21 protein-coding genes are annotated in these 26,122 nt (G+C 33.1%); 12 read left to right on the top strand and 9 right to left on the bottom strand.

Going from position 1 to position 26,122, the window contains the following annotated elements; translation table 11 throughout:
- Positions 1–87 precede the first annotated feature (87 nt).
- The 3 genes from kynU (at position 88) to BMX53_RS13375 (ending at position 4,233) form a co-directional block, all read left to right on the top strand.
- A complete protein-coding gene (gene kynU, locus BMX53_RS13385; protein ID WP_074746908.1) occupies positions 88–1,380 on the top strand; it encodes a kynureninase in 1,293 nt (430 codons plus the stop codon).
- Positions 1,381–1,511: 131 nt separating this feature from the next.
- Positions 1,512–2,597 (top strand): agmatinase family protein, encoded by a 1,086-nt coding sequence (locus tag BMX53_RS13380; RefSeq protein WP_038984492.1) that lies wholly within the window; start codon positions 1,512–1,514, stop codon positions 2,595–2,597.
- A 301-nt stretch (positions 2,598–2,898) separates the two neighbouring features.
- Entirely contained in the window at positions 2,899–4,233 is a 1,335-nt protein-coding gene (locus tag BMX53_RS13375) for an FAD-dependent oxidoreductase (RefSeq protein WP_074746906.1), read from the top strand.
- Positions 4,234–4,276: 43 nt separating this feature from the next.
- Here the strand turns inward: BMX53_RS13375 and BMX53_RS13370 are convergent, their stop codons facing one another.
- The gene (locus tag BMX53_RS13370) at positions 4,277–5,827 is read right to left on the bottom strand and encodes a helicase HerA-like domain-containing protein (protein WP_074746904.1); all 1,551 of its coding nucleotides are present in this window, start codon (positions 5,825–5,827) and stop codon (positions 4,277–4,279) included.
- A 340-nt stretch (positions 5,828–6,167) separates the two neighbouring features.
- Between BMX53_RS13370 and BMX53_RS13365 the strand changes: the two genes are divergently transcribed.
- From BMX53_RS13365 to BMX53_RS13325, 8 genes are all read left to right on the top strand, one after another.
- A complete protein-coding gene (locus tag BMX53_RS13365) occupies positions 6,168–7,004 on the top strand; it encodes a MotA/TolQ/ExbB proton channel family protein (RefSeq protein WP_038984495.1) in 837 nt (278 codons plus the stop codon).
- Between the two features lie 80 nt (positions 7,005–7,084).
- Complete coding sequence (locus tag BMX53_RS13360) at positions 7,085–7,714, top strand: ExbD/TolR family protein (protein WP_038984496.1); 630 nt, start codon at positions 7,085–7,087, stop codon at positions 7,712–7,714.
- Positions 7,715–7,732: 18 nt separating this feature from the next.
- Positions 7,733–8,284 (top strand): ExbD/TolR family protein, encoded by a 552-nt coding sequence (locus BMX53_RS13355; protein WP_038984497.1) that lies wholly within the window; start codon positions 7,733–7,735, stop codon positions 8,282–8,284.
- A 25-nt stretch (positions 8,285–8,309) separates the two neighbouring features.
- A complete protein-coding gene (locus tag BMX53_RS13350; RefSeq protein WP_038984498.1) occupies positions 8,310–9,173 on the top strand; it encodes an energy transducer TonB in 864 nt (287 codons plus the stop codon).
- A gap of 337 nt (positions 9,174–9,510) precedes the next feature.
- Positions 9,511–10,464: a PstS family phosphate ABC transporter substrate-binding protein gene (locus BMX53_RS13340; protein WP_074746902.1), complete on the top strand. Its 954-nt coding sequence runs from the start codon at positions 9,511–9,513 to the stop codon at positions 10,462–10,464.
- Between the two features lie 30 nt (positions 10,465–10,494).
- Positions 10,495–12,153: a tetratricopeptide repeat protein gene (locus BMX53_RS13335; protein WP_074746900.1), complete on the top strand. Its 1,659-nt coding sequence runs from the start codon at positions 10,495–10,497 to the stop codon at positions 12,151–12,153.
- A 115-nt stretch (positions 12,154–12,268) separates the two neighbouring features.
- Positions 12,269–12,901, top strand: coding sequence for a 7-carboxy-7-deazaguanine synthase QueE (locus BMX53_RS13330; protein ID WP_038984502.1), 633 nt, complete (start codon positions 12,269–12,271; stop codon positions 12,899–12,901).
- Between the two features lie 39 nt (positions 12,902–12,940).
- Positions 12,941–13,345 carry a DUF2059 domain-containing protein gene (locus BMX53_RS13325; RefSeq protein ID WP_038984503.1) on the top strand — a complete coding sequence of 135 codons (405 nt, stop codon included), beginning with the start codon at positions 12,941–12,943 and terminating at the stop codon, positions 13,343–13,345.
- 57 nt (positions 13,346–13,402) lie between these two features.
- Here the strand turns inward: BMX53_RS13325 and BMX53_RS13320 are convergent, their stop codons facing one another.
- On the bottom strand, positions 13,403–14,113 hold the full coding sequence (locus BMX53_RS13320; protein WP_074746898.1) for a class I SAM-dependent methyltransferase: 711 nt from the start codon (positions 14,111–14,113) through the stop codon (positions 13,403–13,405).
- Between the two features lie 64 nt (positions 14,114–14,177).
- Between BMX53_RS13320 and BMX53_RS13315 the strand changes: the two genes are divergently transcribed.
- Positions 14,178–14,675, top strand: a complete 498-nt coding sequence (locus tag BMX53_RS13315; RefSeq protein WP_038984505.1) for a YkgJ family cysteine cluster protein — start codon at positions 14,178–14,180, stop codon at positions 14,673–14,675.
- Positions 14,676–14,682: 7 nt separating this feature from the next.
- Here the strand turns inward: BMX53_RS13315 and BMX53_RS13310 are convergent, their stop codons facing one another.
- The 7 genes from BMX53_RS13310 to BMX53_RS13280 form a co-directional block, all read right to left on the bottom strand.
- On the bottom strand, positions 14,683–14,889 hold the full coding sequence (locus BMX53_RS13310) for a hypothetical protein (RefSeq protein WP_038984506.1): 207 nt from the start codon (positions 14,887–14,889) through the stop codon (positions 14,683–14,685).
- Between the two features lie 106 nt (positions 14,890–14,995).
- Complete coding sequence (locus BMX53_RS13305) at positions 14,996–15,757, bottom strand: LytR/AlgR family response regulator transcription factor (protein WP_074746896.1); 762 nt, start codon at positions 15,755–15,757, stop codon at positions 14,996–14,998.
- 141 nt (positions 15,758–15,898) lie between these two features.
- On the bottom strand, positions 15,899–17,227 hold the full coding sequence (locus BMX53_RS13300; protein ID WP_074746894.1) for a RagB/SusD family nutrient uptake outer membrane protein: 1,329 nt from the start codon (positions 17,225–17,227) through the stop codon (positions 15,899–15,901).
- Positions 17,228–17,239: 12 nt separating this feature from the next.
- The gene (locus tag BMX53_RS13295; RefSeq protein ID WP_074746892.1) at positions 17,240–20,599 is read right to left on the bottom strand and encodes a SusC/RagA family TonB-linked outer membrane protein; all 3,360 of its coding nucleotides are present in this window, start codon (positions 20,597–20,599) and stop codon (positions 17,240–17,242) included.
- Positions 20,600–20,633: 34 nt separating this feature from the next.
- Positions 20,634–23,225 carry a zinc-dependent metalloprotease gene (locus tag BMX53_RS13290; protein WP_074746890.1) on the bottom strand — a complete coding sequence of 864 codons (2,592 nt, stop codon included), beginning with the start codon at positions 23,223–23,225 and terminating at the stop codon, positions 20,634–20,636.
- Between the two features lie 105 nt (positions 23,226–23,330).
- Positions 23,331–24,884: a histidine kinase gene (locus BMX53_RS13285; RefSeq protein WP_244154512.1), complete on the bottom strand. Its 1,554-nt coding sequence runs from the start codon at positions 24,882–24,884 to the stop codon at positions 23,331–23,333.
- A gap of 15 nt (positions 24,885–24,899) precedes the next feature.
- Positions 24,900–26,117, bottom strand: a complete 1,218-nt coding sequence (locus BMX53_RS13280) for an exo-beta-N-acetylmuramidase NamZ family protein (RefSeq protein WP_074746948.1) — start codon at positions 26,115–26,117, stop codon at positions 24,900–24,902.
- Between the last annotated feature and the right edge of the window lie 5 nt (positions 26,118–26,122).

The raw sequence follows: 26,122 nt of genomic DNA, 5'->3' as shown, positions 1-26,122 counted from the left end.
GTTAGATTTTTATAGAACCTTTGTGAGCTTATTTGTTTTAAAAGGGGTAAATTTACAGTTAATACGTAATAAAATACTCTACATATAATGACTTTTGAGAATACACTTGCTTATGCAAAGAGCCTAGATGAAAAAGACCCTCTAGCAAAGTACAGAGAAGAGTTTAACTTTCCTCAGGTAAACGGAAAACAGGTTATTTACTTTACAGGTAATTCACTGGGACTACAACCTAAGAGAGCTGTAGAGTATGTAAATGAAGTAATGCAGGACTGGGGAGCGTTAGCTGTAGAAGGTCACTTCTATGCAGAGAAACCTTGGTGGGATTATCACGAGAGATTAAGTGAACCATTGAGCGGATTAGTTGGAGCATTACCATCTGAGGTTACAGTGATGAACACATTGACGGTAAACCTTCACTTGCTTATGATGACGTTCTATCGTCCAACTGCTGAAAAATATAAGATTATCTGTGAAGAAAAAGCTTTTCCTAGTGATCAATATATGATACAATCTCAAGTAAGATTACATGGATTAGATCCTAAAGAAGCTATAGTAGAATTAAAAAAACGACCAGGAGAACACAATTTTAGATATGAAGATATTATAGCTAAGATAGATGAGGTAGGTGATGAGGCAGCTCTAGTATTAATAGGAGGACTTAATTATTATACAGGACAGGTGTTCGATATGCAGGCAATTACTGCACATGCACATCAGTATGGTGCTAAAGTAGGATGGGACTTAGCTCATGCAGCAGGTAATGTAGAACTTAAACTTCACGAATGGAATGTTGACTTCGCAGCGTGGTGTAGTTATAAGTATATGAATGCTGGACCTGGTAGTGCATCAGGTTGTTTTGTACACGAACGATATCATACCGATAAAGAATTAGTTCGCTTAGCAGGATGGTGGGGACATAATAAAGAAAGACGATTCTTAATGGAACGCAAGTTCGATGCTATAGAGAGTGCTCATGGATGGCAGATAAGTAATCCTTCAATACTTAGTTTGGCTCCTTACTTAGCTTCTATAGAGATGTTCGCAGAGGTAGGAATGGAGAAATTGATAACTAAAAGAGATCAAATAACAGCTTATCTAGAATATGTAATGGAAGATGTGGCTAGGGCTGTTAATGCTAATTATGAGATAATTACTCCTAAGGCAGGGAAGGAAAGAGGTAGTCAGTTATCTGTATTTCTTCATGGTAAAGGAAAAGATTTGTTTTCGTACTTAATGGATGAAGGGGTGATAGTAGACTGGAGAGAGCCAAATGTAGTGCGTATAGCTCCAGTGCCATTCTATACTTCGTATGAAGATATCTTTAGATTTGGAGAGATATTAAAAAAAGCAGATAGCTTATTTCATAGTCAAGAAGAATAGTTAGTTTAGGTCATCTAACTATCTAGTTAGAAGTGTGAGGTATAAAGTAATAAACGTTAATTGATATAATTTAATTTCACTGATTTGTCTATCGTGTAAATTGGATTACATTTGCAAAAAATCAAAATAAGATGTCAACTAAACAAAATAAGATAGATAATTTCGATCCATCTCAACCTGGGTTAGCAGATGCAACTATATATGGATTACCATTTACAGCAGAAGAAAGTGAGATAATCGTAGTGCCTGCACCATGGGAGGTAACAGTAAGTTATGGAGCTGGTGCTTCTGAAGGACCAGAAGCAATCTTAGAAGCTTCTTACCAAGTAGACTTATTACACCAACAATATCCTGATTTATGGAAATTGGGAATTTATATCGATGAGGCACCAGAACATTGGGCTACAGATAGTGCTAAGTATAAAGAAATGGCTCAGCCTATCATCGAAGCTTTAGAAAATGGTGAGACTATCGCAGACTTACCAGAGTTACAAAAAGACTTAGATACAATCAATGCTGTATGTGATAAGTTTCACAAAGAAGTAGAAGAAAAAGTATCTTCGTGGATGGCAAAAGGTAAGAAAGTGGTATTACTAGGAGGAGATCACAGTACTCCACTAGGATATTACAATGCTTTAGCTAAACATCACGATGCTTTTGGTATTTTACACTTTGATGCTCATATGGATTTAAGAGATGCGTATGAAGGGTTTACTTATTCTCATGCGTCTATTATGTTTAATACATTAAAGTTACCTCAAGTAAAAACAATTGTACAGGTAGGTATTCGTGACTTCTGTGAACAAGAAGTTGCTACAGTAATGGAATCTAATGGTCGAGTATTAGTTCACACTGATGCAGACTTGAAGAAAGATGAGTTCGAAGGAATGAGCTGGAAAGATAAATGTGATCACATTATAGCTTCATTACCAGAGAAGGTGGCGATTAGCTTTGATATTGATGCATTATTAGCTTGGTATTGTCCTAATACAGGAACACCAGTACCAGGAGGATTGACTTACGAACAAGCAACATATATGATTACTCGTTTATCAGAGTCTAATAAATTAATCATAGGTATGGACTTAGTGGAAGTAGCACCAGGGGAAGATGATTGGGATGGAAATGTAGGAGCTAGATTATTATTCCATATGTGTGGAGCTTTTGCTAAATCACAAGGGTTAGCAGTAGGGCAAAAGATAGAGTTTAAGAAATAAGAAAAAAATAAAGAGTCTTTAAGACTCTTTATTTTTTATACGGTTATCAATAAAAAAGTAGTTATACACTGAAAGTATTGTGGCGGCGAGTAATAATGTAGTAACTAAAAAGTGATCTACATTAAAAATAATGTGTAGTAGATACCACGCTGTTAAGAGAAGTATCACTAAAATCCATAGTAAATCTTTCATTTCGGGTATGCTTTTGTTGTTACTTAAAAGTACATATTATAATGATCTTAAAGTTTAAGAATTCAAATGAAATAATATGTAAAGTGTTAAAGTTTAAATAGTTATTATAATGGTTAAAGATATTGCTGTAGTTGGGAGTGGTTTAGTAGGTGTGGTATTAGCTATTAGTTTAAAGAAAAAAGGATATAATGTCACTGTATATGATAAAAGTGAAGATATAAGAGATATAGATTTTAGTGGTCGATCTATTAATCTAGCATTATCAGATAGGGGTTGGAAGATATTAAAAGAACTAAAGATAGATGATGAAGTAAGAGAATTAGGAATACCTATGTCTGCTCGTGCTATACATACTATAGATGGGACTGTAAAATATCAACAGTATAGTATTAAAGGAGATTCTATCTGGGCAATCTCTCGTGGAGGATTGAATAAAGATCTTATCTCTATAGCTGAACGCGAAGGAGTTCTTTTTAAGTTTGATACTCCTATATGGGATGTCAATCTTAAAAAAGGTATCTTATATACAGCTGAACGAGAAAGTGATCAATGGCAAGAAATTAAGGTGGATCTTATCTTCGGTACTGATGGAGCGTACTCTCGAGTACGTGGTAAAATGCAGAAGCAAAGTAGATTTGAATATCAACAATCTTATTTACATTTAGGATATAAAGAACTTCGAATTGAAGCATTGCCTAATGGAGAGCATAAGTTGCCTAAGAATTCTTTTCATATTTGGCCTAGAAAGGACTTTATGTTTATTGCTCTAGCAAATGTTGATGGTTCTTTTACTTGTACATTATTTATGCCTTATGAAGGAGAAGTGTCTTTTGAGAATATTGTGAGTGATGAAGAAATAAGAAATTTCTTTACTACTTATTTTAAAGATGTAGATCATTTAGTTCCAAATTACTTAGAACAGTATAAAGAAAACCCAGTTAATTCATTAGTTACAATGAAGTGTTTCCCTTGGGTGTATGCAGATAAAGTAGCATTGATAGGTGATGCTGCACATGCTGTGGTGCCTTTTTATGGACAAGGATTAAATGCAGGGCTAGAAGATGTTTATGTGTTAAATCAAATAGTAGGAGGAGAGAAGAATGGCGATTGGCTAACTATATTTAAAGAGTATCAAGAACAACGCAAACCAAATGGCGATGCTATAGCGGAGTTGTCTTATAGAAACTTTAAAGAGATGAGTGAGGATACGGCTAACGATATGTTCTTGTTAAGAAAAAAGATTGAAGCAAAGTTTGCAGAGAAATATCCTGATCTGTGGTTACCATTATATGATCGAGTGACCTTTAGTACAGAAAGCTACGTGTCTGCCTTAGCAGAAGGAGATAGACAGGCGCGTATTATGGATGAGATAATGAATATACGTAATATCAATGATAAATGGGATAGTGATGAAGTGATGAATAAAATAAAATCACTCCTATAATATATAAGTAAAAGAGGCTGTACATTATGTACAGCCTCTTTTATTATTTGTGTTTTCCTTTAGTGTTGCCTCCAGAAAATATTTTGTTTAAGATTCCAAACGCTCCTCTTATAAATGTAGCACTAGTAACTACCTTTATAATTCCCTTCGTAACATCACTACTTCCTTGTTGAGATTTAGATGATGTAGATGGTTTAGTTGAGTTAGTGTTAGTTTGTTTTTTGTTTTCTTCTTCTTGTTTGATAGCTTCGAGTTTTGCAGTTAGCATTTCGTAAGCACTTTCTCTGTCAAAGTATTCATTGTATTTTTTAGTTAATAATGATTTATTAACTAATTCGTCTATTTCACTATTAGATAAGATATCCATTCTACTTGCTGGTGCTCTCATTGTACATACAGCTAATGGAGTTGGTATTCCCTTTTCGTTTAATACTGTCACAAGAGCTTCTCCTGTACCCATAGATGTGATGATTTCATCTGTTTTATAGAATTCCGTGGTAGGGAAGTTTTCAGAAGCAGTTTTAATTGCCTTTCTGTCTTTTTCAGTAAAAGCACGTAAAGCGTGTTGTATCTTTAAACCTAACTGGGCTAGTACGCCATTTGGAATATCTGTTGGATTTTGTGTGATAAAATAAATTCCAATCCCTTTAGAACGAATTAATTTGACGATTGTTTCTATCTGATTAAGGAGAGTTTTGCTCGCTTCATTGAAGATTAAGTGTGCTTCATCTATAAAAATAACTAATTCAGGCTGCCCACTGTCACCTTGTTCTGGCATTTGAGAATATACTTGAGCAAGTAGATTCAACATAAATGTAGAGAATAGTTTAGGTTTATCTTGTATATCTGTAAGACGTAGAATGTTTACATAACCATAACCTTTATCGTCTACTCGCATAAGATCTGAGATATCGAAAGAAGGCTCTGCAAAGAATATGTCTGCCCCTTGTTGTTCTAATTCGATTATTTTTCTGATAATTGCTCCAGTAGAAGCTGCTGAAATACGACCATATTCTGCTTCTATTTCGTCTTTTCCTTCATTAGTCAAGTACTGTAATGTCTTTTTGAAGTCTTTTAAATCTAATAAAGGAAGCTGTTTATCATCACAATATTTAAATATTAATGAGACAATTCCAGCTTGTGTTTCGTTTAAATCTAGTATTCTACTGAATAAAATAGGTCCAAATTCTGTAACAGTTGCTCTTAGTCTAACACCGTTCTGTTGAGAAATTGATAAAAGCTCAACAGGGAAATTATCTGGAGTAAAAGGTAGATTCATCTTAGAATGACGTTCCTTTATGAAGTCATTCTCAGTACCTTTTTGTGCAATTCCACTAAAATCTCCCTTGATGTCCATCATCAATACTGGGATTCCTTTAGCAGATAATTGTTCCGATAGAACTTGTATTGTTTTAGTTTTACCTGTCCCTGTAGCACCTGCTATAAGTCCGTGTCTATTAATGGTTTTGAGTGATATATTGACAAAGTGATTAGCTAGAATCTCACCTTCTAATTTGGCTGCTCCAATGGTGATATAATCTCCTTTGAAGGTATAGCCATCTAAGAATTGAGAGCTGAAGTTTTCTTTATTCATAGTCTTAATGCTTTTAAAAAAGTGATTTTATTATTAACAAATATAATCTATTCAGAAATTATATAATGTATAAAGTTGAAATGTTAAAATTAAAGGGAATGTAAAAAATGGAGTAGTTTATTCCATTTAGAGTTGTTATCTTTACCTTAGCTTAACATTTTCTTTTAATACGAGGATGTTAAATTTCTTTAGTGTTAAATGATTGTATGCAGGTTGAAAAAAATCATTATAAATTTTTTTATTTGATCTAAAAACATAAATTTGCGACTCTCATTAGTTAATAAAGAGAAAATAAGTAATAAGTAATAATTGAAAAAAAAAGAATTAAATTTTTAAAAAGATGACAAACGTATCAAACGAATCAGTTGAGAAAAAAGGATCTGGCTCAAGCGCAAGCAGAGTAATTGCATCATTAGCAGTAGTATTTTGTATTTTATTTGGATACATTATTTGGAAGTTTGTAATGGGAGCTCCATCAAACTTTGAAAACGGAGATCCAGATGGACACCCACTACCAGGAAACTTTATGGGGATGGTTTATAAAGGAGGAATTGTTGTAGCTGCGTTAATTGGTTTATTAACAATGACTATTGTTTTCTCAATCGAGAGATTCTTTGTAATTTCTAAAGCTTCAGGAAAAGGAAACGTAAGCAAGTTCGTTCAAGATATCCAAGTAAGCATCAACGCTGGGAAAATTAGCGAAGCAATGGAAGCATGTGACGCTCAACAAGGTTCAGTAGCTAACGTAGTAAAAGCTGGGTTAGTTAAATATGAGCAAATGAAAAAAGAAGGTTTTGATAGCGAAGAAGCTACAGAAGCTATTCAAAAAGAAATCGAAGAGGCTACTACATTAGAGATGCCAATGTTAGAAAGAAATATGATCGTATTAGCTACGTTAGTATCTATCGGTACGTTAGTAGGATTATTAGGAACAGTAACAGGTATGATTAAAGCGTTCTCTGCTTTAGCAACTTCTGGTACTCCTGACTCAGCTGCATTAGCAACTGGTATTTCTGAAGCGTTAGTTTGTACTGCTACAGGTATTGGTACTTCTACATTAGCTATTGTTATGTATAACTCATTTACAACTAAAATTGATAGATTAACTTATTCAATTGACGAAGCTGGTTTTGCTATTACTCAATCTTACAGAAGATTCAGAGGTTTAGTAAAATAATTAGAATAAGTAAATAATATAAATACTAAGCCTGTATGACAATATAGATGAATACAGGTTTAGTTTAAAATACACTATCAATGGCAAAAGGTAAAATGAAAAAGAAAAGTATGAGAGTGGATATGACCGCGATGTGTGACGTGTCGTTCCTACTTTTAACTTTCTTCGTATTGACTTCTACTGCTAAAATGCCAGAACCATTACCTGTTGATACTCCATCATCGACTGTACAGACTAAATTACCAGAGGTGAATTTAGCTACTGTAACTGTAGGAGGTGAAGAAGGAGCAGAAAAGGTTTTCTTTGGAGTTTTAGGAAAAGAAGATCGTATCGCAACTCTTGTGAAAATGGGAGAGCGTTACAATATAGAATTTAATGATGAAGAGAAAATGACTTTTTCATACTTAGAAGGTGTTGGTACACCGATGAAAGATTTGAAAAGTTTCTTGAATCTTCCGCCAGACGTTAGAAATAAAGTTAGTGCATCTCAGCCTGGTATCCCTACAGCAGAGGAGAATAACCAATTGAAAGATTGGGTTCAAACTGCTCGTATTGTAGCTAAGGATATGAACAATAAGGTTCTAGAAGTTGCTATCAAAGCTGATGCTACAGTTCCTTATCCAAAGGTGAAGGAAGTAATGAACATTATGCAAGAGCAACGTCTTAACAAGTTCTACTTGGTAACAGGTCTAAGAAATGAAGATTTTTAATCATTAAACAAACTGTAAATGGCTGAATTAAATACAGGTGGAGGCGACGGAAAAGGTAAAAAGGTAAGAAGTAAAAAACAAAATGCCGGAGTAGATTTAACTGCGATGGTGGATTTAGCTTTCTTATTGATTACTTTCTTCATGTTGACTACATCAATGAATAAACCGCAGTCTATGAACTTAGCGATGCCAGACAAGTCTGATGATGCTGAGAAAAAAGAAGACTCTAAGACTCCAGTAGATGAGAATCGTACGATGACTGTTCTATTGGGTGCGGATAATAAAGTGAAATGGTACATGGGGATGCCTCAACAACCATTAGATGGACCGAATGATAGTTCTTACGGTCAAAATGGAATAAGAAAAGTTATTTTAGAAAATTCTAAGAAAGCTTTAGCTTATTCTCAAGATGTTGAGAAAGGATTAATTGTTATCATTAAAGCTAGTGAGAACGCTAATTACCGTAACTTAGTAGATATTCTTGACGAAATGGCAATTACAGGTACTAAAACCTATGCTATCGTTGATATCTCTGATGCGGATTTAGATATGTTAGGTGAGAAAAAATAGTTAACGTCTAAAAAAATTAAAAGAAATGTCAAAATTAAATATCTTTAAAAAAGATTGGATTGATATTGTTTTCGAAGGACGTAACAAATCTTACGGAGCTTATCAATTAAGATCTGAGAATCCTAAAGTAACGACTATAGCATTAATTGCAGGTATAGTAGTTTTTGGTTTAGGAATCGCATCGCCTATGATTATTAGATGGGCAGAAGGTACTTTAGGTATAACAAAAGTTGATAAATTAGATGTTCCAATCGAGGTTATTGATGTTGAAATGCCAGAGTTACCTGAAGAATTACCTCCTCCTCCACCAGAGGAAGAGTTACCACCACCTCCACCACCAGTAGAGGAAGCGAAAAGTGTTAATGACACTAAAAAATTCGTAGAACCTGAAGTGGCTAAGAAAGAGGATGTGAAAGAAGAAATCGCTAAGCAAGATGACTTTAAGGATGCAGATCCTGGAGTAAAAGATGCTAAAGGTGATAAAGATAAAGGTGAAATCAAAACTGGAGAAGGAACTGGAAAAGCTGATAAAGGTGATCCAAAACCTGAAGTAACTGGTGATGGTGAAGATACGAATAAAGTATTCGTAGCTGTACAAGTTAAAGCTGAATACCCTGGAGGTATGGGAGCTTTCAACAAACAGTTCATCAGCCGATTCAGAACACCAGATATCGATTCTGGAGTTAAAAGAATTCAAGTTATCGTTCAGTTTATTGTTGAGAAAGATGGTTCTTTAACTGATATTAAAGTTGCTCGTGACCCAGGTTACGGTGCTGGTAAAGAAGCAGTACGTGTACTGAACTCTATGCCAAAATGGAAACCAGCTATTCAAAATAATAAAGCTGTAAGATCTCAATTTACATTACCAATTACTATTCAAGTACAATAGGTATGTTTAAAAATAAATTTCAACAGAAATCGCTAGTACAGCGATTTCTGTTTGTTTTCGGACTATGCTTCTTTTTACTTTATTTAGGATTAGGTTGCATGTTTTTGTTTTGGGACTCAATGCCAATTGCACTAGAGTATACACATAGAATGCTTTTCGGAGGACTTCTTATTGTGTATGGTATATTTAGATTTATAAGATTGTGGAATCAGGATTGATTCTTTTATATAAGCCGCTTTTAGCGGCTTTTATTTTTTGTTCAAATCTTAACAATGTTAGTTGTTTGTTTTTTTCTATCTTTATGGAATAACAAATATTTAGTTTTAGTAGTAAATAAATGATAAGAAAAGGTTTTAAGGTATTTAGCTATGTTTTAGCTTTTACTGCTCTGTCAAGTACTTTTATAGGATGTAATAAAAAGGGCAATACTGTGGCAGAGAATTCAGTAGTAGATCCTAGTGAGCTTGAGGAATCTCCTGTGTCTGGTTATACAAAAATATTAGTAGATGAGTCTATTTATCCGATAGCTGAAGATGTTAATACTGTATTTATGTACGAGTATAATCGTGTGAAGGTTGATTTATTAAAGTTATCAGAAGCTGAAGTTTTGAACCAATTGTTGAATGATTCTATTCGTATAGCTATAATGTCTAGAGAATTAAACGCTGATGAGATTGAACGTTTTAAGGGACGTGTAGTTCCAAAAATGACTCATTTTGCTACTGATGCTATTGTTTTTGTAACTAACAAGACATATAATGATAGTGTTATAGATTATGATTTAGTATTAAAAAATTTACAATCTAAATCAGCTAACGCAAGTGATAAAACTATATTAGTGTTTGATGATATCAATTCTAGCATTGTTCGCTCATTTAAGGAAAAGGCTAAAGTAGAGAAGTTTCCTACTGAGTATGCTTATTACGCTGGTGATACAGAAAAGGCTTTAGAGTATGTTAGTAAGAATCCTAATGCCATAGGTATTATTGGTTTGAATTGGTTGACACAACCTAGTGAGAGAATAAGTAAGGTGATTGACGAAGTAAAAGTGTTAGGTGTTAAGAATTATACTGATGGTAAATTCTATAAAGCTTCTCAAAATAATATAGCAGAAGGAGCTTATCCTCTTACTCGTAAGTTATATGTTGTAGATAATCAAGGGAAATCAGGTTTAGGCGTTGGTTTTGCTTCTTTTATAGCGGGATATAAAGGACAACGTATCATACTTAAATCTAGTTTAGTTCCTTTTAAAATACCTCCACGAGAATTAAATGTGAGAGACGAAATCTAAAAAATGTAAATAACCAAAATATATCTGAATATGAATAATCGAAATCTAAAGTCGTTACTGGCTATAGCTTTAATTAGTGCAAGTGCTTTCGCACAAGATTTAGAAAGTGCTAAAAAAGCTATACAGGATGAACAATATGATAAAGCAAAGGCTATATTAAAGTCTTTAGTGGAAAGCAAACCTACTGATGGTAAGAATTACTATTATCTAGGTGATGTTTTATTACTTGAAGAAGAAGTAGAATCTGCTAAAGCTTATTTTGAAAAAGGTATAGCGGTTAAGAATAAAGGTTTTTTAAGTTTTATTGGTTTAGGACAAATAGCATTAGATGAAAACAATGTTACTTTAGCAAAAGAGAACTTTGACAAGGCTTTAAAAAGCATTCGTAAGAAGGATTATGATGAACAATTATTAGTTGCATCTGCTTATTTAAATTCAGCTAATAAGCAACCTAAAGAAGCTGTTGCTATTGCTAAAGCTGTTATTGATGCTGATTATACTAATGCAACTGCTTATAATGTTTTAGGTAAAGCTTATTTAGCAGAAGATAATTTTAATGAAGCTTTTTCTGCTTTTAGAAATGCTATTTCTTATGATGATAGTTTATTAGACGCTAAATTGCAACTTGCTATTATCACAAAAAGAGGACGTGGATTTGCTGATGCAATTAAAGCTTGTGAAGAGATTTTAGCTGTAAATCCAAAATATGCTCCTGCTTTAAGAGAGATAGCAGATAGTTACTATTTATGGAGTACACGTGATAGTAAAAATAAAGAATCTCATATTTCTAAAGCAAATGAGTACTTCCAAAAGTATATTACAGCTTCTGATAATTCAGTAGAAGCTAGAGTGAAATATGCTGACTTCTTATTAGTAACTGGAGATTATACTAAGTTAGAGAAACTATCATCTGAGTTAATTAAGGAGGCAGGGATAAGTAATAAAATCAATCGTTATTTAGGGTATGCTGCATATCATAATTCTAATTATGCTGTTGCAGTACAAGGGCTAGAAAGTTATTTGACTAAAGCAAAGAAAACGATTGGTAGAGATCATTTGTATTTAGGATTGAGTTACCTAAATACTGCAAATGACAACAATGGGTCTTATGCTAAAGGTATAGACCAGTTAAAAAAAGCTATAAAAGTAGAACCTGCAGTAGCTGAAGATTTCCATTCTATCGGACTTGATTGGTCTAAAAAAGGGAAGATAAAAGAGGCTATTGATATCTTTAGTATTGCTGCTGAGATTAAGGATCAACCAAATTATGTATATGACAATTACTATGCTGCTTATTGTTATTACTTGTTAGGAAGAGATGATGAAAGTGGAAATAATGAATCTGTCTTAAATCAATCTGATAAATACTTTGATATCGCAATAAAAGCTGATCCTAAGTTAGCAGAGGCTTATTTCTTTAAAGCTAGAGCTAATCGACTATTAAAAGGAGATGAAGCATATAAACGTATGTATGAAGCATATAAAGGGTATATTAATACTTTAACTGCTGAGAGCACTCTTAATAAAGCAGAGAACAAAGATAGAGTTGTAGAAGCTTATACATCTATAGCTACATATCATGCAAATAAAGGTGAAAATAGTGACGCAATTACTTTCTTTAATAAAGTGTTAGAATTAGAACCTCAAAATGAGTTTGCTAAGAATACAATTAAAGCTTTACAGAAATAAGAATATCTTTATTATTAATAAACTTAAAACTCATCTAGTGATAGATGAGTTTTTTTGTTTATTGTAGATTAAAAGCTATTATGACTTATCTTTGCATACTTAATGTAAAAGTAAAATGACTAAAGATTACGATAAAGTGGCATTGGATGAAGGTAGAATATTGCCTTTAATGGAAGAGTTTTATACAATTCAAGGAGAAGGATATTATTCAGGACATGCCGCTTATTTTATTAGATTAGGAGGATGTGATGTTGGATGTCATTGGTGTGATGTAAAAGAAAGTTGGGATGCAGAATTACACCCTTTGACTGATGTTCATAATATTGTAGCACGTGCAAAGGCTGAAGCTAATTTAGCTGTGATTACAGGAGGAGAACCTTTAATGTATAATCTAGATTACATCACTTCAGAGTTAAAGAAGGCTGGCCTACAAACAAATATTGAAACTTCGGGAGCTTATGAGCTATCTGGTGATTTTGATTGGATCTGTTTATCTCCGAAGAAGAATAAATTACCAACTCAGAGTGTATATGATGCAGCAGATGAATTGAAAGTTGTTATTTATAATAAACATGACTTTATCTTTGCAGAGGAACAAGCTGCTAGAGTTAATGATAATGCTTTATTATTATTGCAAGTGGAATGGAGTAAACGTGCAGAGATGAATCCTTTAATCGTAGAGTATGTAAAGAAAAATCCACAGTGGAAAATATCAGTACAAACTCATAAATATTTGGATATTCCTTAAATAGCCTTTAAATTTACAAATACGTAAAAAATATAAACTATGAAAAAAATAGTACTTGCTTTTGCAATGATGTTAGTATGTCAGTTTTCTTTCGCACAGGATGCTTTTAAAAACGACACTAAAAAGTATATGAACTTAAGTGGACAAATGAAAACTTTTGAACTATTAACGGGAGAGTTAGTATCAAATGTTGAAGAAAGTAAACGTCCTGACTTTGAGAAAGAATTAAAAGCGAGTATGTTAGTACTTATCGATAAAATGGCTGATATGTACATGACTGAGTTTACTCATGATGATGTTAAAAAACTTATTCAGTTTTATGAATCACCTATTGGAAAGAAATTAAGTGATAAGAGTGAGGTTCTTTTCGAAAAAGGACAAAAGGTAGGAGAAGAGTGGTCTGTAGGATTACAAGGTCTTATGATGAAATATATGCAAGAGTAATTGCACATTACTATATTAAAAAAAGCTTCACTAATCTAGTGAAGCTTTTTTGTTTTATTATATCAATGTTAGTTTAGCTAAGTAGTCACAGTTTTCTCCTTCGATAATTAAATCACAATTTAATCCATTAGAATGTGCTGCATTCTGTAGAGTATTATAATCTAGATACAACCATTCTAGAGGCTCATCCTCTTCACCTTTATAAGCAACAGTGAATGTTAGCTCTCCGTAATAGTCTTTGTTTTCCATTGGTATCCACTTACCACCATCCTCATCTTCGTCAAACATATATATTAAGTCAGAACTATCTATTAGTATTTGTCCATCTGGATTAAGTAGAGACTTTAAATGTTGCAAGTATTTAGTAGTATTTACTAAACGACCAAAAATACCAGTTCCGTTCATTAGTAGAAGAATTGTATCAAACTTTTCATCTTTTATGTCAAGTAGATTTAAGACTTCAGCATTTTTAATACCTCTTAGTTTACAAGCTTCAATAGAACTAGGAGATATATCTATTGCTTTTACGTGACAACCTTTTTCTTGTAAGTAGTAAGTATGAGCTCCTGCACCACATCCAACATCAAGTATATTTCCCTTAGCTAGATTAAGTGCTTTTTGTTCGATTTTAGGCATTTCTTTATAAGATCTGAATAGATATGCTATATCCATTTCTTCAGCCTCAGAAATATCGGTTTCTGTAATTACGTTTTGAGGATTATTATTTGTTTGAAAATCTAGTATAGCTTTTCCTAATAAGTCTTTCATTATTTAGTCTTTCATTAAAATTTAAAGAAGAGTTGTTGTAATTTTGTACCCAAAAGCATACTAGATGGATAAAATATTATCACAACTTCCTAAGTTGGCCAAAGATAAGCATAATGAAAATAAAAAGTATTTTGATAAACTAAAAAAGAAAGCTCCTAAAGATTTAGATTATCAGATGCAAGATATACACGATAGTGTATTTAAGAGAACAGATTGCTTAAGTTGTGCAAATTGTTGTAAGACCACAGGGCCTTTATTTACTAATGCAGATATAGAGAGAATAGCAAAGCATCTAAAAATGAAACCCCAACAATTTATAGATAAATATCTACATATTGATGAGGATCGTGATTATGTTTTACAGAGTCTTCCTTGTACATTTCTAGATCATGAAAATTACTGTATGATTTACGATGTACGTCCAAAAGCATGTCGTGAATATCCACATACAGATCGCAAGAAGTTTAATCAAATATCAAATCTTACGCTTAAGAATGTAGCTATTTGTCCTGCTGCTTATGAAGTAGTAGAAGAAATGAAGAAAAGGATAATTATAAAGTAATAAAGTATTAGATGAAGAAGTGCTCTTCTTCTAATGCTTTTAGATTTTCATCTGTAACTTCTTCTACATTATCGTAGAAATACTCTATTAGATCTAGTATTTTATTTTTTAATTTTTCAAAGAATGCTACTGCGTTTTCTAAGTAACCTTTAATAGCATTAAACAGATCAAGAATTCTATCAACAAAGTTGATAAGTCGCTCTCCAAAGTCCATAGTCTTTCTTTTTTTATTTTAGATTAAACCAAATATAACAAAATAAAATACTGAATTATCTTAAAGGTATTAGAAAATTTAATGATTTAAACATAAAAGAGTTTTGTTAACTCAACCATGTTTTTAAATCAAGAATATGATTTTTACTCACGAGAATTGGAGAGTCATCTTCAGGAGTAGGTATTAGTTTTAATTCTATTTTTTGACTATTGTGTTTAATAATATCAGACACTGATTTTATATTTATAATGTACTTTCTATTAACCTTAAAGAAAGTTTTTGTGTCTAGTTTACTAATAATATCCTTAATTGTATCATCGTAGATATATGAATTGTTGTCAAAAGTGTGTAGAAATAAATGCTTTCCAGACGCAACGAAATAAGCTATTTGTTCTTTTTCAATAGATTTTAATTTATGGCCATTATTAACCAAGAAGCGATCTTTACTTGCATCATCACCTTCATTCTCTATTTTAGCTAGGCTATTTAGAGTAGGTATTATTTCGTAGTGCTTATTAATTTCTTTAAACTTTAGTAAAGCATCTTCTAGCTCTTCACTGGTAAAAGGTTTAAGGATATAATCAATAGTAAATTGTTTAAATACCTGTATAGCATAAGAATCGTATGCTGTAGTAAATATGATAGGAGATTTGATCTCTATATGCTCAAAAATTTCCAAACTTTTACCATCGCCTAAGTGAATGTCCATAAAGATTAGATCTACTTTATTGCTCAAAAAGAAGGCTGTAGCTTCTCTTACAGAAGATAGTATTACTATGTCTTCTATAGGTATGTGTTCTTGCTTTAAAAGCAGTGCTTTTAAGTAATTTGATGCTAAAGTCTCGTCTTCTACTATGGCAACTTTCATGTGGTGGTAAGTTTCCACAAAAGTATAAAATATTATTGAATGTAGTATTTTGACTATAAGAGGCTATAAAGTCAGAACTTCAGATATTAAAAAAGCCACTCATGACGAGTGGCTTTTTTGAATATATGAGTCTGGCGAAGACTATAGATTTGGGTTGTTTTCTCTTGCTTCTTGTGGGAATGGCAACGTGTATCTCAAATCATTTTCAGATAGAGTAAACGTTTCATTACCAAATTTGTGTACAATTTGTTTTTGATGTAAACGTCTTAAGTCATACCATCTGTGACCTTCTAAGGCAAACTCTTTATTTCTTTCATCAAGGATAAAAGAGATGAATCCTTTTTGATCCAGACCAGAAAGCTTCTGTTTAACTTTCACAGCAGCTTCCGGTTTGTATCTGCTAACTATCAATTTTTCTATTGTACTCTTAGCTTCGGCAAGTCTATTTAAGTGACCTAATGCTTCAGCTTTGATTATATATAATTCTGAAGTACGGAAAGAAGATTTCATTTCACCAGTACCTGTTTTTTTACTGATATAACCTTCACGTACTTTTTCAAATGAAGTGGCAAAACGCAAATCATTTTCTCGATCATAAATATTATACAATTCATCAGAAACTAAAGCTGTCGTTTGAAGACTGTAATCTAACCCTTCTTCTAAAGCTAAAATAGATTCGACAGATTTAAAACTAGCTACTGATGTTTTTATATCCGTGTTTATATCTTGTAATTCACTTTTATATGTTAATGCCTTATCTACGCTTACTAAAGCTGCCTCGTAGTCTTTTTGGTATAGGTTAACTTTAGCTTCTAGAGCATAGATTGCAGCCAATGTGAATCGGTAATTTTTACCCTCCTCATAGATTGTTACTTTCAGGTGCTTTTTAGCGTTGTCAATATCAGAATGTATTTGAGCATAAACTTCAGCCATTGTTGACCTAGGTTTTTGGTTCTCGATATCAATCTCGTTTTGTAATACGATAGCTAAATCTGTAGTCGCTGTATTCTTATCATAAGGCTTAACATATAGGTTAGTTAAATCAAAATATGCTAATGCTCTTAATCCATAAGCTTCACCTAAGAGTTGTTCTTTTTGATCTCCAGGCTGCATCGTTTGAGAACCACTAATAATTGTCTGACTTGCGTAGAATATAGATTCATAGAATTGAAGATAACCATAGCTTTTAGCATCTTTACCAGGATTGACATCCTGATAAGTATAAGTATCTTTTACACCTAAGAAGTTTGTTGATTCTTCGTCGATTATAATTCTTACTTCATCAGTTCTGAAGTTTGTAAGAGATTTATGTCTAGGATATTTATTATAGGCAGAAGACATTACATTTCTAAAATCTTCTACTGTTTTTGGGATAATCTTTCCTTGAGGTTCTATGTCTAGGAAGTCATCACAACTAACTGCTGATAATCCTAAGAAAAGACCGCTAAGTATTAATATAATTTTTTTCATGATTAATCAAGTTTAGAAGGTAACATTTAATCCTAGAGTAAATGACTTTTGGATTGGTTGAGTATAGATGTTTCCATAAGTTTCTGGATCAAAGTAACCATCGTAATTTGTTCCAAATACAAATAAGTTACGTCCTTCAACTGTAAAACGAACGTTGTCTATTCTCATTTTTTTCAATAGATCCTTAGGAAGTGTATATCCTAAACGAATACTACTAATACGGATATAACTAATTTCTTTAGTCCAGATATCTAGACTTTTATAAGCATTTCCATTTCCAAAATCTGCACCATCAAACCATTTAGCTAACATCCAATTGTCATTGTCAGTATAGTTCCCATTATTGTCATTTGCAATAATACCAGGTAATGTACCATTAGGATTTGTTGGAGACCAGACATCTAATATCTCAGTTGTATAGTTCTTACCTGGGTCTATTTTAGCTGCATTATATGAAGGTGTTTTTTGTACTGTTTGCTTTAAGTTAAAAGCAGCAGAAACAGTGATGTCAAAGTTTTTGATTCTTACTGTATTAATAAGACCTCCAGTAAATTTAGGATCTTTATCTCCAGCATAAGTATATAAGTCTCTATATTCTTCATTTGTTAATGTAGAGTTTACCATATATCCTGGCATAAAGTCAGCCATAGGATCATATAGTTTGAAGAACTCTTTACCAGTTACTTTAGCTCCATCTTTCCAGAACAACAAATTACCTTTCTCATCTAGACCAGCTGTTTTGATAACAAAGGCAGAGTTAACAGGTAACCCTTCTCTAGAAGGTAGTCTTTCATTATCAAAGATTTGAATCTTATCTACTTTACTTTTGTTACGAGCAAAGTTAAATGTAGTCGTCCAAGAGAAATCAGGTTTAGAGATATTTCTAGTTGTAATAGCAATTTCGTATCCTTTATTCGTTACTTGAGCCCAGTTCATATTTGTAAATTCAAATCCTGTCTCTAATGGTAACTTTCTTAAACCGATTAAGTCTGTACTCTTTCTGTTATAAGCATCTACAGCAATAGAGATTTTATTGTTGAATAATCCTAAATCAAAACCAACGTTTGTATTAGTTGTTTTCTCCCAGCGCAATGTTCCATTAGGTGCACCTAAGATCTGAATGTTTGATTCAGGGTAACCAGGTAGAATAGTAACACTGTTGTATTCGCCTACTAAGAAAGGAGAAGTAGTTCTATCTATATTTCCTTGTAGTCCATAAGAAGCACGTAAACGTAGATTACTTACGAAGTCTAAATTCTCCATAAACTTCTCTCTTGTCACATCCCATGATCCAGACACAGCCCATAGTGGTACATATCTGTATTTAGGATCTACACCAAATAAGTTTGAACCATCAGCACGTACACTTCCGAATACAGTATATTTTCTATTGAATGTATAAGAAGCAGTTGCAAAGAAAGATGCATAAGCATTTTCATTTACAGTCTTTCTGTATTGTTCGTATATTTTATTATTAACAGCAGTACTTCCGTTAGGGAAGATAAGAGGCTTAGTTGTTAATGTATGCTCATCATAACCAAAACCTTTTGATTTTATAATTGTTTGATCAGTTTTTCTAATCTCCATACCTGCCATCACATCTACTTCATGCATATCGTTAAAGATAGCATTGTAAGTAAGTTGTGTTTTCCAGTTGTATTGGAACATATCGTCATTAAAATTCTCAATGATTCCTCCATCAGGTAAGAAATATTTATACTGTTTAGAAGCACTGTCCCAGTATCTAGTTCCTTCTCTAAATTTACGTGTAGAGTAAGTCTCTTTACCTAAGAATTTTTCAGTATCACTTTTGTCTAATTGAAGACCTAATTGAGATGTTAACTTTAAATCATTTAACACTTGGTATTCTAAGTCAAATACAGCTTTAAACGATTTATTTACTAATTCATACCTAGTATTTGCTCTTTCTTCAGCAAAGTTAAAAGGGACATACACATCACCAAAACCACTAATATCTTTATCATACATATAGCTACCATCCGCATTGTATGGGGCTAAATAAGGGTTCGCATTTCTAGAGTAATTCACTGGACTAGAATCCGAATCAGCGATGAAGTTTTTCTTTGTAGAATGAGTCCCAAATAAAGCAACACCTACTTTAAGTTTATCACTTACTTGGTAGTTGTCTTTTAATGTAATGTTGAAACGTTCAAAACCGGTCCCAATAGTTGTACCTTCTTCATTAAAGTATCCTAACGAGAAATAATAATCATTTACATCGTTACCGCCTGATAAACTTAATCCATATTGTTGGTTAAATGTTGGGCGGTAAACTTCTTTACCCCAGTCTGTATTTGTTTTTCTAAGGTTATTAATAGAAGCTTGAGTAGCTGAAGATAAAGCTCCAAAACCACCATTTCTATAAGTATCTAGTTCGTTTGTACCGTTTAGGATACGCATTACTTCACCTTGGTTAGATCTGTCGTTAAAGATATCAGATCTACCTGCCAACATTAATTCTAAATCAACTTTTTGGTCAGAGTTCATTAAGTTTAACTTCTTAAAATCTGGTCTTTCATTGATAAAAGTGTTAGCAGTAAAGTTCACCTTCATATTTCCTTTCTTCCCTTTTTTAGTAGTAATCAAGATTACTCCATTAGCCGCTCTTGCACCATAAATAGCAGTAGCAGAAGCATCTTTAAGGATTGTAATATCTTGAATATCGTCAGGGTTTAATCCAGCGATAGAGAAGTTTTGTAATTGATCGATATTAGCTTTATCATTAAAGTTAGGAACATCGTTTCCTTCTAATGGCATACCATCAAGTACCCATAATGGATCTTGAGGACCGTTAAGAGAAGCAGTACCACGTATTCTAATTTTAGCAGGAGCACCAGGAGCACCAGTTTGGTTTACTACAGCCATACCAGCTACTTGCCCAGCTAACATTTGGTCAACGCTTGCTACACCATTTTGATTAATTTCAGCCATACTTACTTGCGCCACAGAAGACGTAAGCTTTCTTTTTTCGATAGTTTGATATCCAGTAATAACCACTTCGTTTAAGATATCAGTATCAGTACCTAGAGTCACTACATAATGACCTTTAGCACCTAAGGTAATAAGTTTAGACTCATACCCGATAAAGCTGATACGAATACTCTTTGTGTCTTGTGGTACTTCTAAGGTAAAGTTACCGTCAAAGTCAGTCATAGTACCTATACTAGTACTTTCTACGATACCTGCTTGAGTAGTTGCATTAGACACAGTTTGTGTCTCTACAATTACTGAGGCACCAGGTAATCCTAGCTTGTCCGTGCTATCTTGGACTAGACCAGTGATCACTCTTTTCTCTTGCGCGAAAGCAAGAGAAATAGTAAGGAGTGAGAAAAGGAGAAAAAGTTTTTTCATGTTTCCTTTAAAATAATTGGGGGTTAGTTTATCATTATAGATTTAAAGCTTCGTTGATTCTATTAATTAGATCTAAGTAATGTGCACGCGTAGCTTTATCTCCGCTATTTTTCTTTTTATTAAGTGTGTTCTTAATGTTCATTAACTCACCTTTTTTGTAAGAAGTAACCTCTGATACCCTCTTCATAACAGTATAGTTAATGTTTCTCAGTTTGTTCTCTTCCTCAATGTGATTACACAGAGTAGGGAACTGTAGAGAATGAGCTGTCAATAATCCTTTTTTGCTTGTTTTCTCAAATAGTTTGTTTACATCGATGATTAGAGCATCCACATAATTCTTTTGAGTCATACGCTCTAGGATAGATAAATTCTTTCCTTTTTTTGTGGGTGCAAAAATCTCACTATTAAGCATTGAAAACAAATCATTTATGGTAAAGTTTTTCTCTTTTCCTAATTGAACTTGTTGTACTTCGTTCTCTAACAGGCGTAACAGACGCTCATCCATTAGTGTGTAGTATAACGTTGAGTATTGTAGTTCTCTAGCTAATGAGTAAGGTGAATATTCGAATGGACCTACAGGAGAATCTTTTAAGCTGTATGTATTCTCAATTACCTCATTAAAGAATAACCATGTAGGTATCTGTAGAGCATTCTTTGCTAAATATTCTACAGCTCTTTTTTGAGTTTCGAAAGGAACAGGCTCGTATGCTTTTTTGTTGTTTCCGTATACTGCATGGTTTAAATAAACCCCTCCGATATTGTTTAATACATGTTGATTATACATTTGCCACTGTCCTATAGCGCCCATGTATAATTTACCAGCTTCGTAGTAATCTTCTCCTTTGTCGTAAGTCCAAGGAATAATATTTTCTACAACTATTTTTAAATTTTTAAGTCCGTATTCACTTGCTTTCATAGCATCGTCTCCTAAATCTTCTGATTGAGAACGAGGATCCACGATATTAAGCGAGCTTTGTTGCTCTCCGTAGAAGTACATAGGATCATCTTGATGATCTTCTATCATTGTACGAAGTGCTTTTTTCTCTTCCTCTTGGTTAGGATACCAACGGTAACCCCACTCGATAGCATACTTATCGTATAGACCAATCTGAGGAGTGATAGCCGTCACACCATCTTCAGGTTGTGCTACATAGTTATAACGAGCATAATCCATAATAGATGGAGCAGTACCTCCCATTTTATCAGTAAACTCTTTAGAACGCAAAGAATCAACTGGGAAAGCGAATGAAGAACCCATATTGTGTTTAAGACCAAATGTATGTCCTACTTCGTGAGATGATACGAAACGGATAGCCTCACCCATATGCTCATCACTAAATTTATTAGCTCTAGCTTTAGGATCGATAGGTCCGGTTTGTATACGCATCCAGCTGTGTACAGATGTCATTACATTATGCCACCAGATAATATCAGACTCGATAATCTCTCCACTACGAGGGTCTATTACAGATGGTCCCATAGCGTTAGACTTAGGAGATGCAGCATACGTAATCACAGAGTAGCGTACGTCATCTATATCAAAGTCTTTATCGTCTTCAGTAGGCTCTTTAGCGATAATAGCATTTTTAAAACCTGCTTTTTCGAATGCCACTTGCCAATCGTGTACCCCTGCTATAATCTTAGCTCTCCATTGGGGTGGAGTAGCAGGGTCTACATAGTATACGATTGGTTTTTTAGGCTCTACTAATTCGCCTCTTAAGTATTTCTCTATATCTTCTTCTTTTGGTTCCATACGCCACTTCGTGATGAACTCTTCTTCTTTCATCTTGTGTTGCGCATCACTGAAGAACCAATGTTTTTCTGTAAAGTATCCTACTCTCTTATCAGCTATACGCGGTTGCATAGGCTTCTCTGATAGCAATACGATATTACTCGTTATTCCTAAAGAAACAGGCATATCACCTGAACCTTCATTTACGCTAGTAGTTAATAAAGATTTTACTACAATATTTTCAGGAAATGTTTTAACTCCTTCTATATAAGATAGATTAGTCTTCACAGATGTAGGTAGGCCAAGACCATTTAATACATCATTAAAGCTTTTTTGATTTCCGTCAAATACTTTATTAACTTTAATTACTGTAGCAGTTGAGTCTGGACTTTGAGCCTCAATATCGAATACCTCTAGTACAGATTCTATAAAGTTAGTTTTAACCGATTTAGTTATTGCATCCTCAGCAGGAGAAGAGACTCTTGGGGTGATCGTCTTTACCCATACTTTTTTTGCAATAGTATCTTTGTGAAATGTGATTAGTTTATTCTCATAGTTCATACCAGTGTTCGCACCAGCATCATTAACTTCTAATGGAACTTGAGATAGCTTATTAACAATTAAGAATTGACGGTTAAGTAAACTGTCAGGAATTTCAAAATAGATATCAGTCTTAACTTGAATAGTATTGAACATACCTTTAGTATAAGTACCTTTTTTGATTAAGTCTGCGTAATTATTTTTTTTGCTATCTGTAGAATCTTTTTCTGTGGTAACTGTTTTTTCAGTTTTTGGGGTAGTTTTTTTCTTAGCAGCATAGGTTGGTGGTACCTGTGCAAGGCAGTAAGAAAATATTAAAGCACTGATACTTAGTTTAACCGTGTTTTTATCCATTGTTATGTTAAGTTATTATTAAGTCAGTATAAAACTAGTTGACTTAACTCTATGCTTCAAATTTTTGGGAGTGAGTGGATGGAATAGAGGAGTGAATGGATAATTTTAACATTTGATCAATGGCAAAATACAAATATATTTACCTTCATCACAAAATGTCATAAATCCAATTGTGTTATAATAGTTATAAATTGAGTCTAAGTATTTTACGCCAAAATGCTCGCTTTCTATTTCTGACTTTTTAGGCTGGTAATTATTGCTGATAATTACGTTTTCATCGGTTATATCTATGCTGATAGATAGAGGATGTTCTATAGTTGCAATATTGTGTTTTAGTGCGTTTTCTACACAAATCTGTAGCCCTAAGAAAGGGATTTTTTTAACGCTTTTTTCTGATCTTTTATCATTTAATTCAAAGTGTAATTCTTGTGTAAAACGAGTTTTTTGTAGAGCGATATATTTATTTATAAACTCTACCTCATTGTCTATATTAACAATATTTTCTTCAGGAGGTGTTATTAAGTAACGGTAAGTTTTACTTAAATTTAATGTAAACTTCTGTGCCGTTTGAGGTTCTAAGTCAATAAGCATATACAGAGAATTTAGCGAATTAAATAAGAAATGCGGATTGATCTGATTCTTTAATTGTTGCAATTGAATCAACGCTTTTTCTTTAATAATCTTTTCATTTTCTACAGCTAATAATTCCTTCTCTTGATAAGCTTTTTTATTAGCGATATTAAATATGTAAAATAAAGACACTAATAGTGTAACTGTTGTAATAAAGATCAAGATAGTATTGCGTCTAATCGGCTTGATATTATCATCTACATTAAACTTAGGAAAGTTCACAGTGATATATCCCGAGAAATTCTCAGACTTAAATGGACTAATAAAGCGGAATACTTCTAGGTTTAGATATTCTGAATTTACTATAGGCGGATTAGCAGCATCTGTAATATTAATTGTGTCTTTTGCAGAAAAGTTACTTAGTTCAAACACATTTTTTCCCATTAAACTGTTTTCAGGGTGATAAATACACAATCCATCTTTAGTAAAGATATACGCATAGTTAGGCGTAGTTACATCTATATTAGTTAGATACTTATGGTATAAGGCCATATCTACTACTATCCCATAGATTAATCGTTCATTATTAGGTAGAGAGATACTGTGATACATTAACCAGTACTGAAAACCATTATGTTCGATAAAGGTGTTTTTTTTAGAGTGCAGAGGATTAGCTAGTACTGTTTTTGTAAATATGTTTTCAGTATCGTGTTGTTTATCCTTACCAATATATGTCTCAAGTATTTCGTTATTAGCATTTACTTTGAAATACCAATTAAGTGATACTACACCATCTAAATTATACATGTCATTAAGTACTTCATACTTAATAGATAGTTGATCCAGAGGCGTATTTTTAGTAATATATTCTAGAGAATAGAGATGGTTATCTATTTTAGCAAATTCTTGTTCTAATGAGCGTAGTTTTTGATAAAAGTTTTTAGAGGTAATATACTTATAAGTATCCTCGTTACTCTTGTTAATGGAAGAACTCAATACGTATATAGCACCTATAGTTATAAGGAGCATTGCTATCCCTATAGCCATAAATGTCTTACGTGATATAGATATTGAGTTCTTCTGAGCCACTATGTTTTTATTGTATTAGTTATTATAGATTAGGTAAGCCTGGCGAGTAACTTTAAACTTATCTAAACCAGCTTGCCATGTTTTACGGATTTCATCTTCAGTTTTTCCTGCTACTATTTGAGACTTTAAGGCATCTGTACCCGCTAGTTTAATGAAGAAATTATTGAAGAATTTCTCTTTATTTGTTGAGCTTTTATAAGCTTTTAATAACCATTTAAGCTCTAGTCTAGTTACCTTATTCTCTTTAGATAAGTTCTCCCCATAACATAATTTGCCATTGTTCATAGGATCTTTAGCTCCTGCATTCGGTTTAGGAGTGAATTGATAAGGCATATTCGTTAAGAATGGTGAACCATATATTTGGAACTGTAAGTCAGTACCTCTACCAGAACTAACATTAGTTCCCTCAAAGAAGCATAGACTAGCGTATAAATTTATCGCTTGGTCATTAGGTAAGTTAGGAGAAGGAGATACAGGTAGAGAGTAACTCATCGATCTAGTATAGTTCTCACATGAGATTACAGATAGATCGCATTTAATACCATTTGCTAACCATTTCTCACCATTGATCATTTTAGCATATTCTCCTATAGTCATGCCGTGCATAGCAGGGATAGGGTGCATCCCTACGAAACTCTTATTCTTCATCTCTAAAGTAGGACCGTCTACAATATCGATATTCGGATTAGGTCTATCTAATACGATAACGGGAATATTCTGTTCTGCACAGGCTTCCATTAAGTAATGTAGAGAAGAGATATAAGTATAAAATCTGGCTCCTACATCTTGTAAGTCAAATACCATAATATCGATACCTTTTAATTGCTCTGCAGAAGGCTTCTTGTTATTGCCATATAGAGAGATGATAGGTAACCCTGTTTTAGTATCCTTACCATCTTTAATTAATTCTCCTGCATCAGCAGTACCTCTAAATCCGTGTTCTGGAGCATATATTTTCTTTACTGCTACTTTATTAGCTAATAAGAAATCAACAGTAGAGGTATAGGTACCATCAGCGTTGATTACTACCCCAGTCTGATTAGTTAATACACCTACATTCTTACCTTTTATAAGGTTGTGATATTCTGATATACGTTCAGCACCTACTTTTATATTTGACTCTATTTTATGTTTTAAAGGAGCATTTTTTGCAAAGCTTTTTAAATTTACCCCTAATGCGAATAGACATACTAAGAATAATAATGTATTTTTGAACATTGAATTTGATACCATATTTA

It is taken from the genome of Myroides marinus, assembly GCF_900109075.1.
GTDB lineage: Bacteria > Bacteroidota > Bacteroidia > Flavobacteriales > Flavobacteriaceae > Flavobacterium > Flavobacterium marinum_A.
This window is presented reverse-complemented; position numbering and strand designations above follow the sequence as displayed.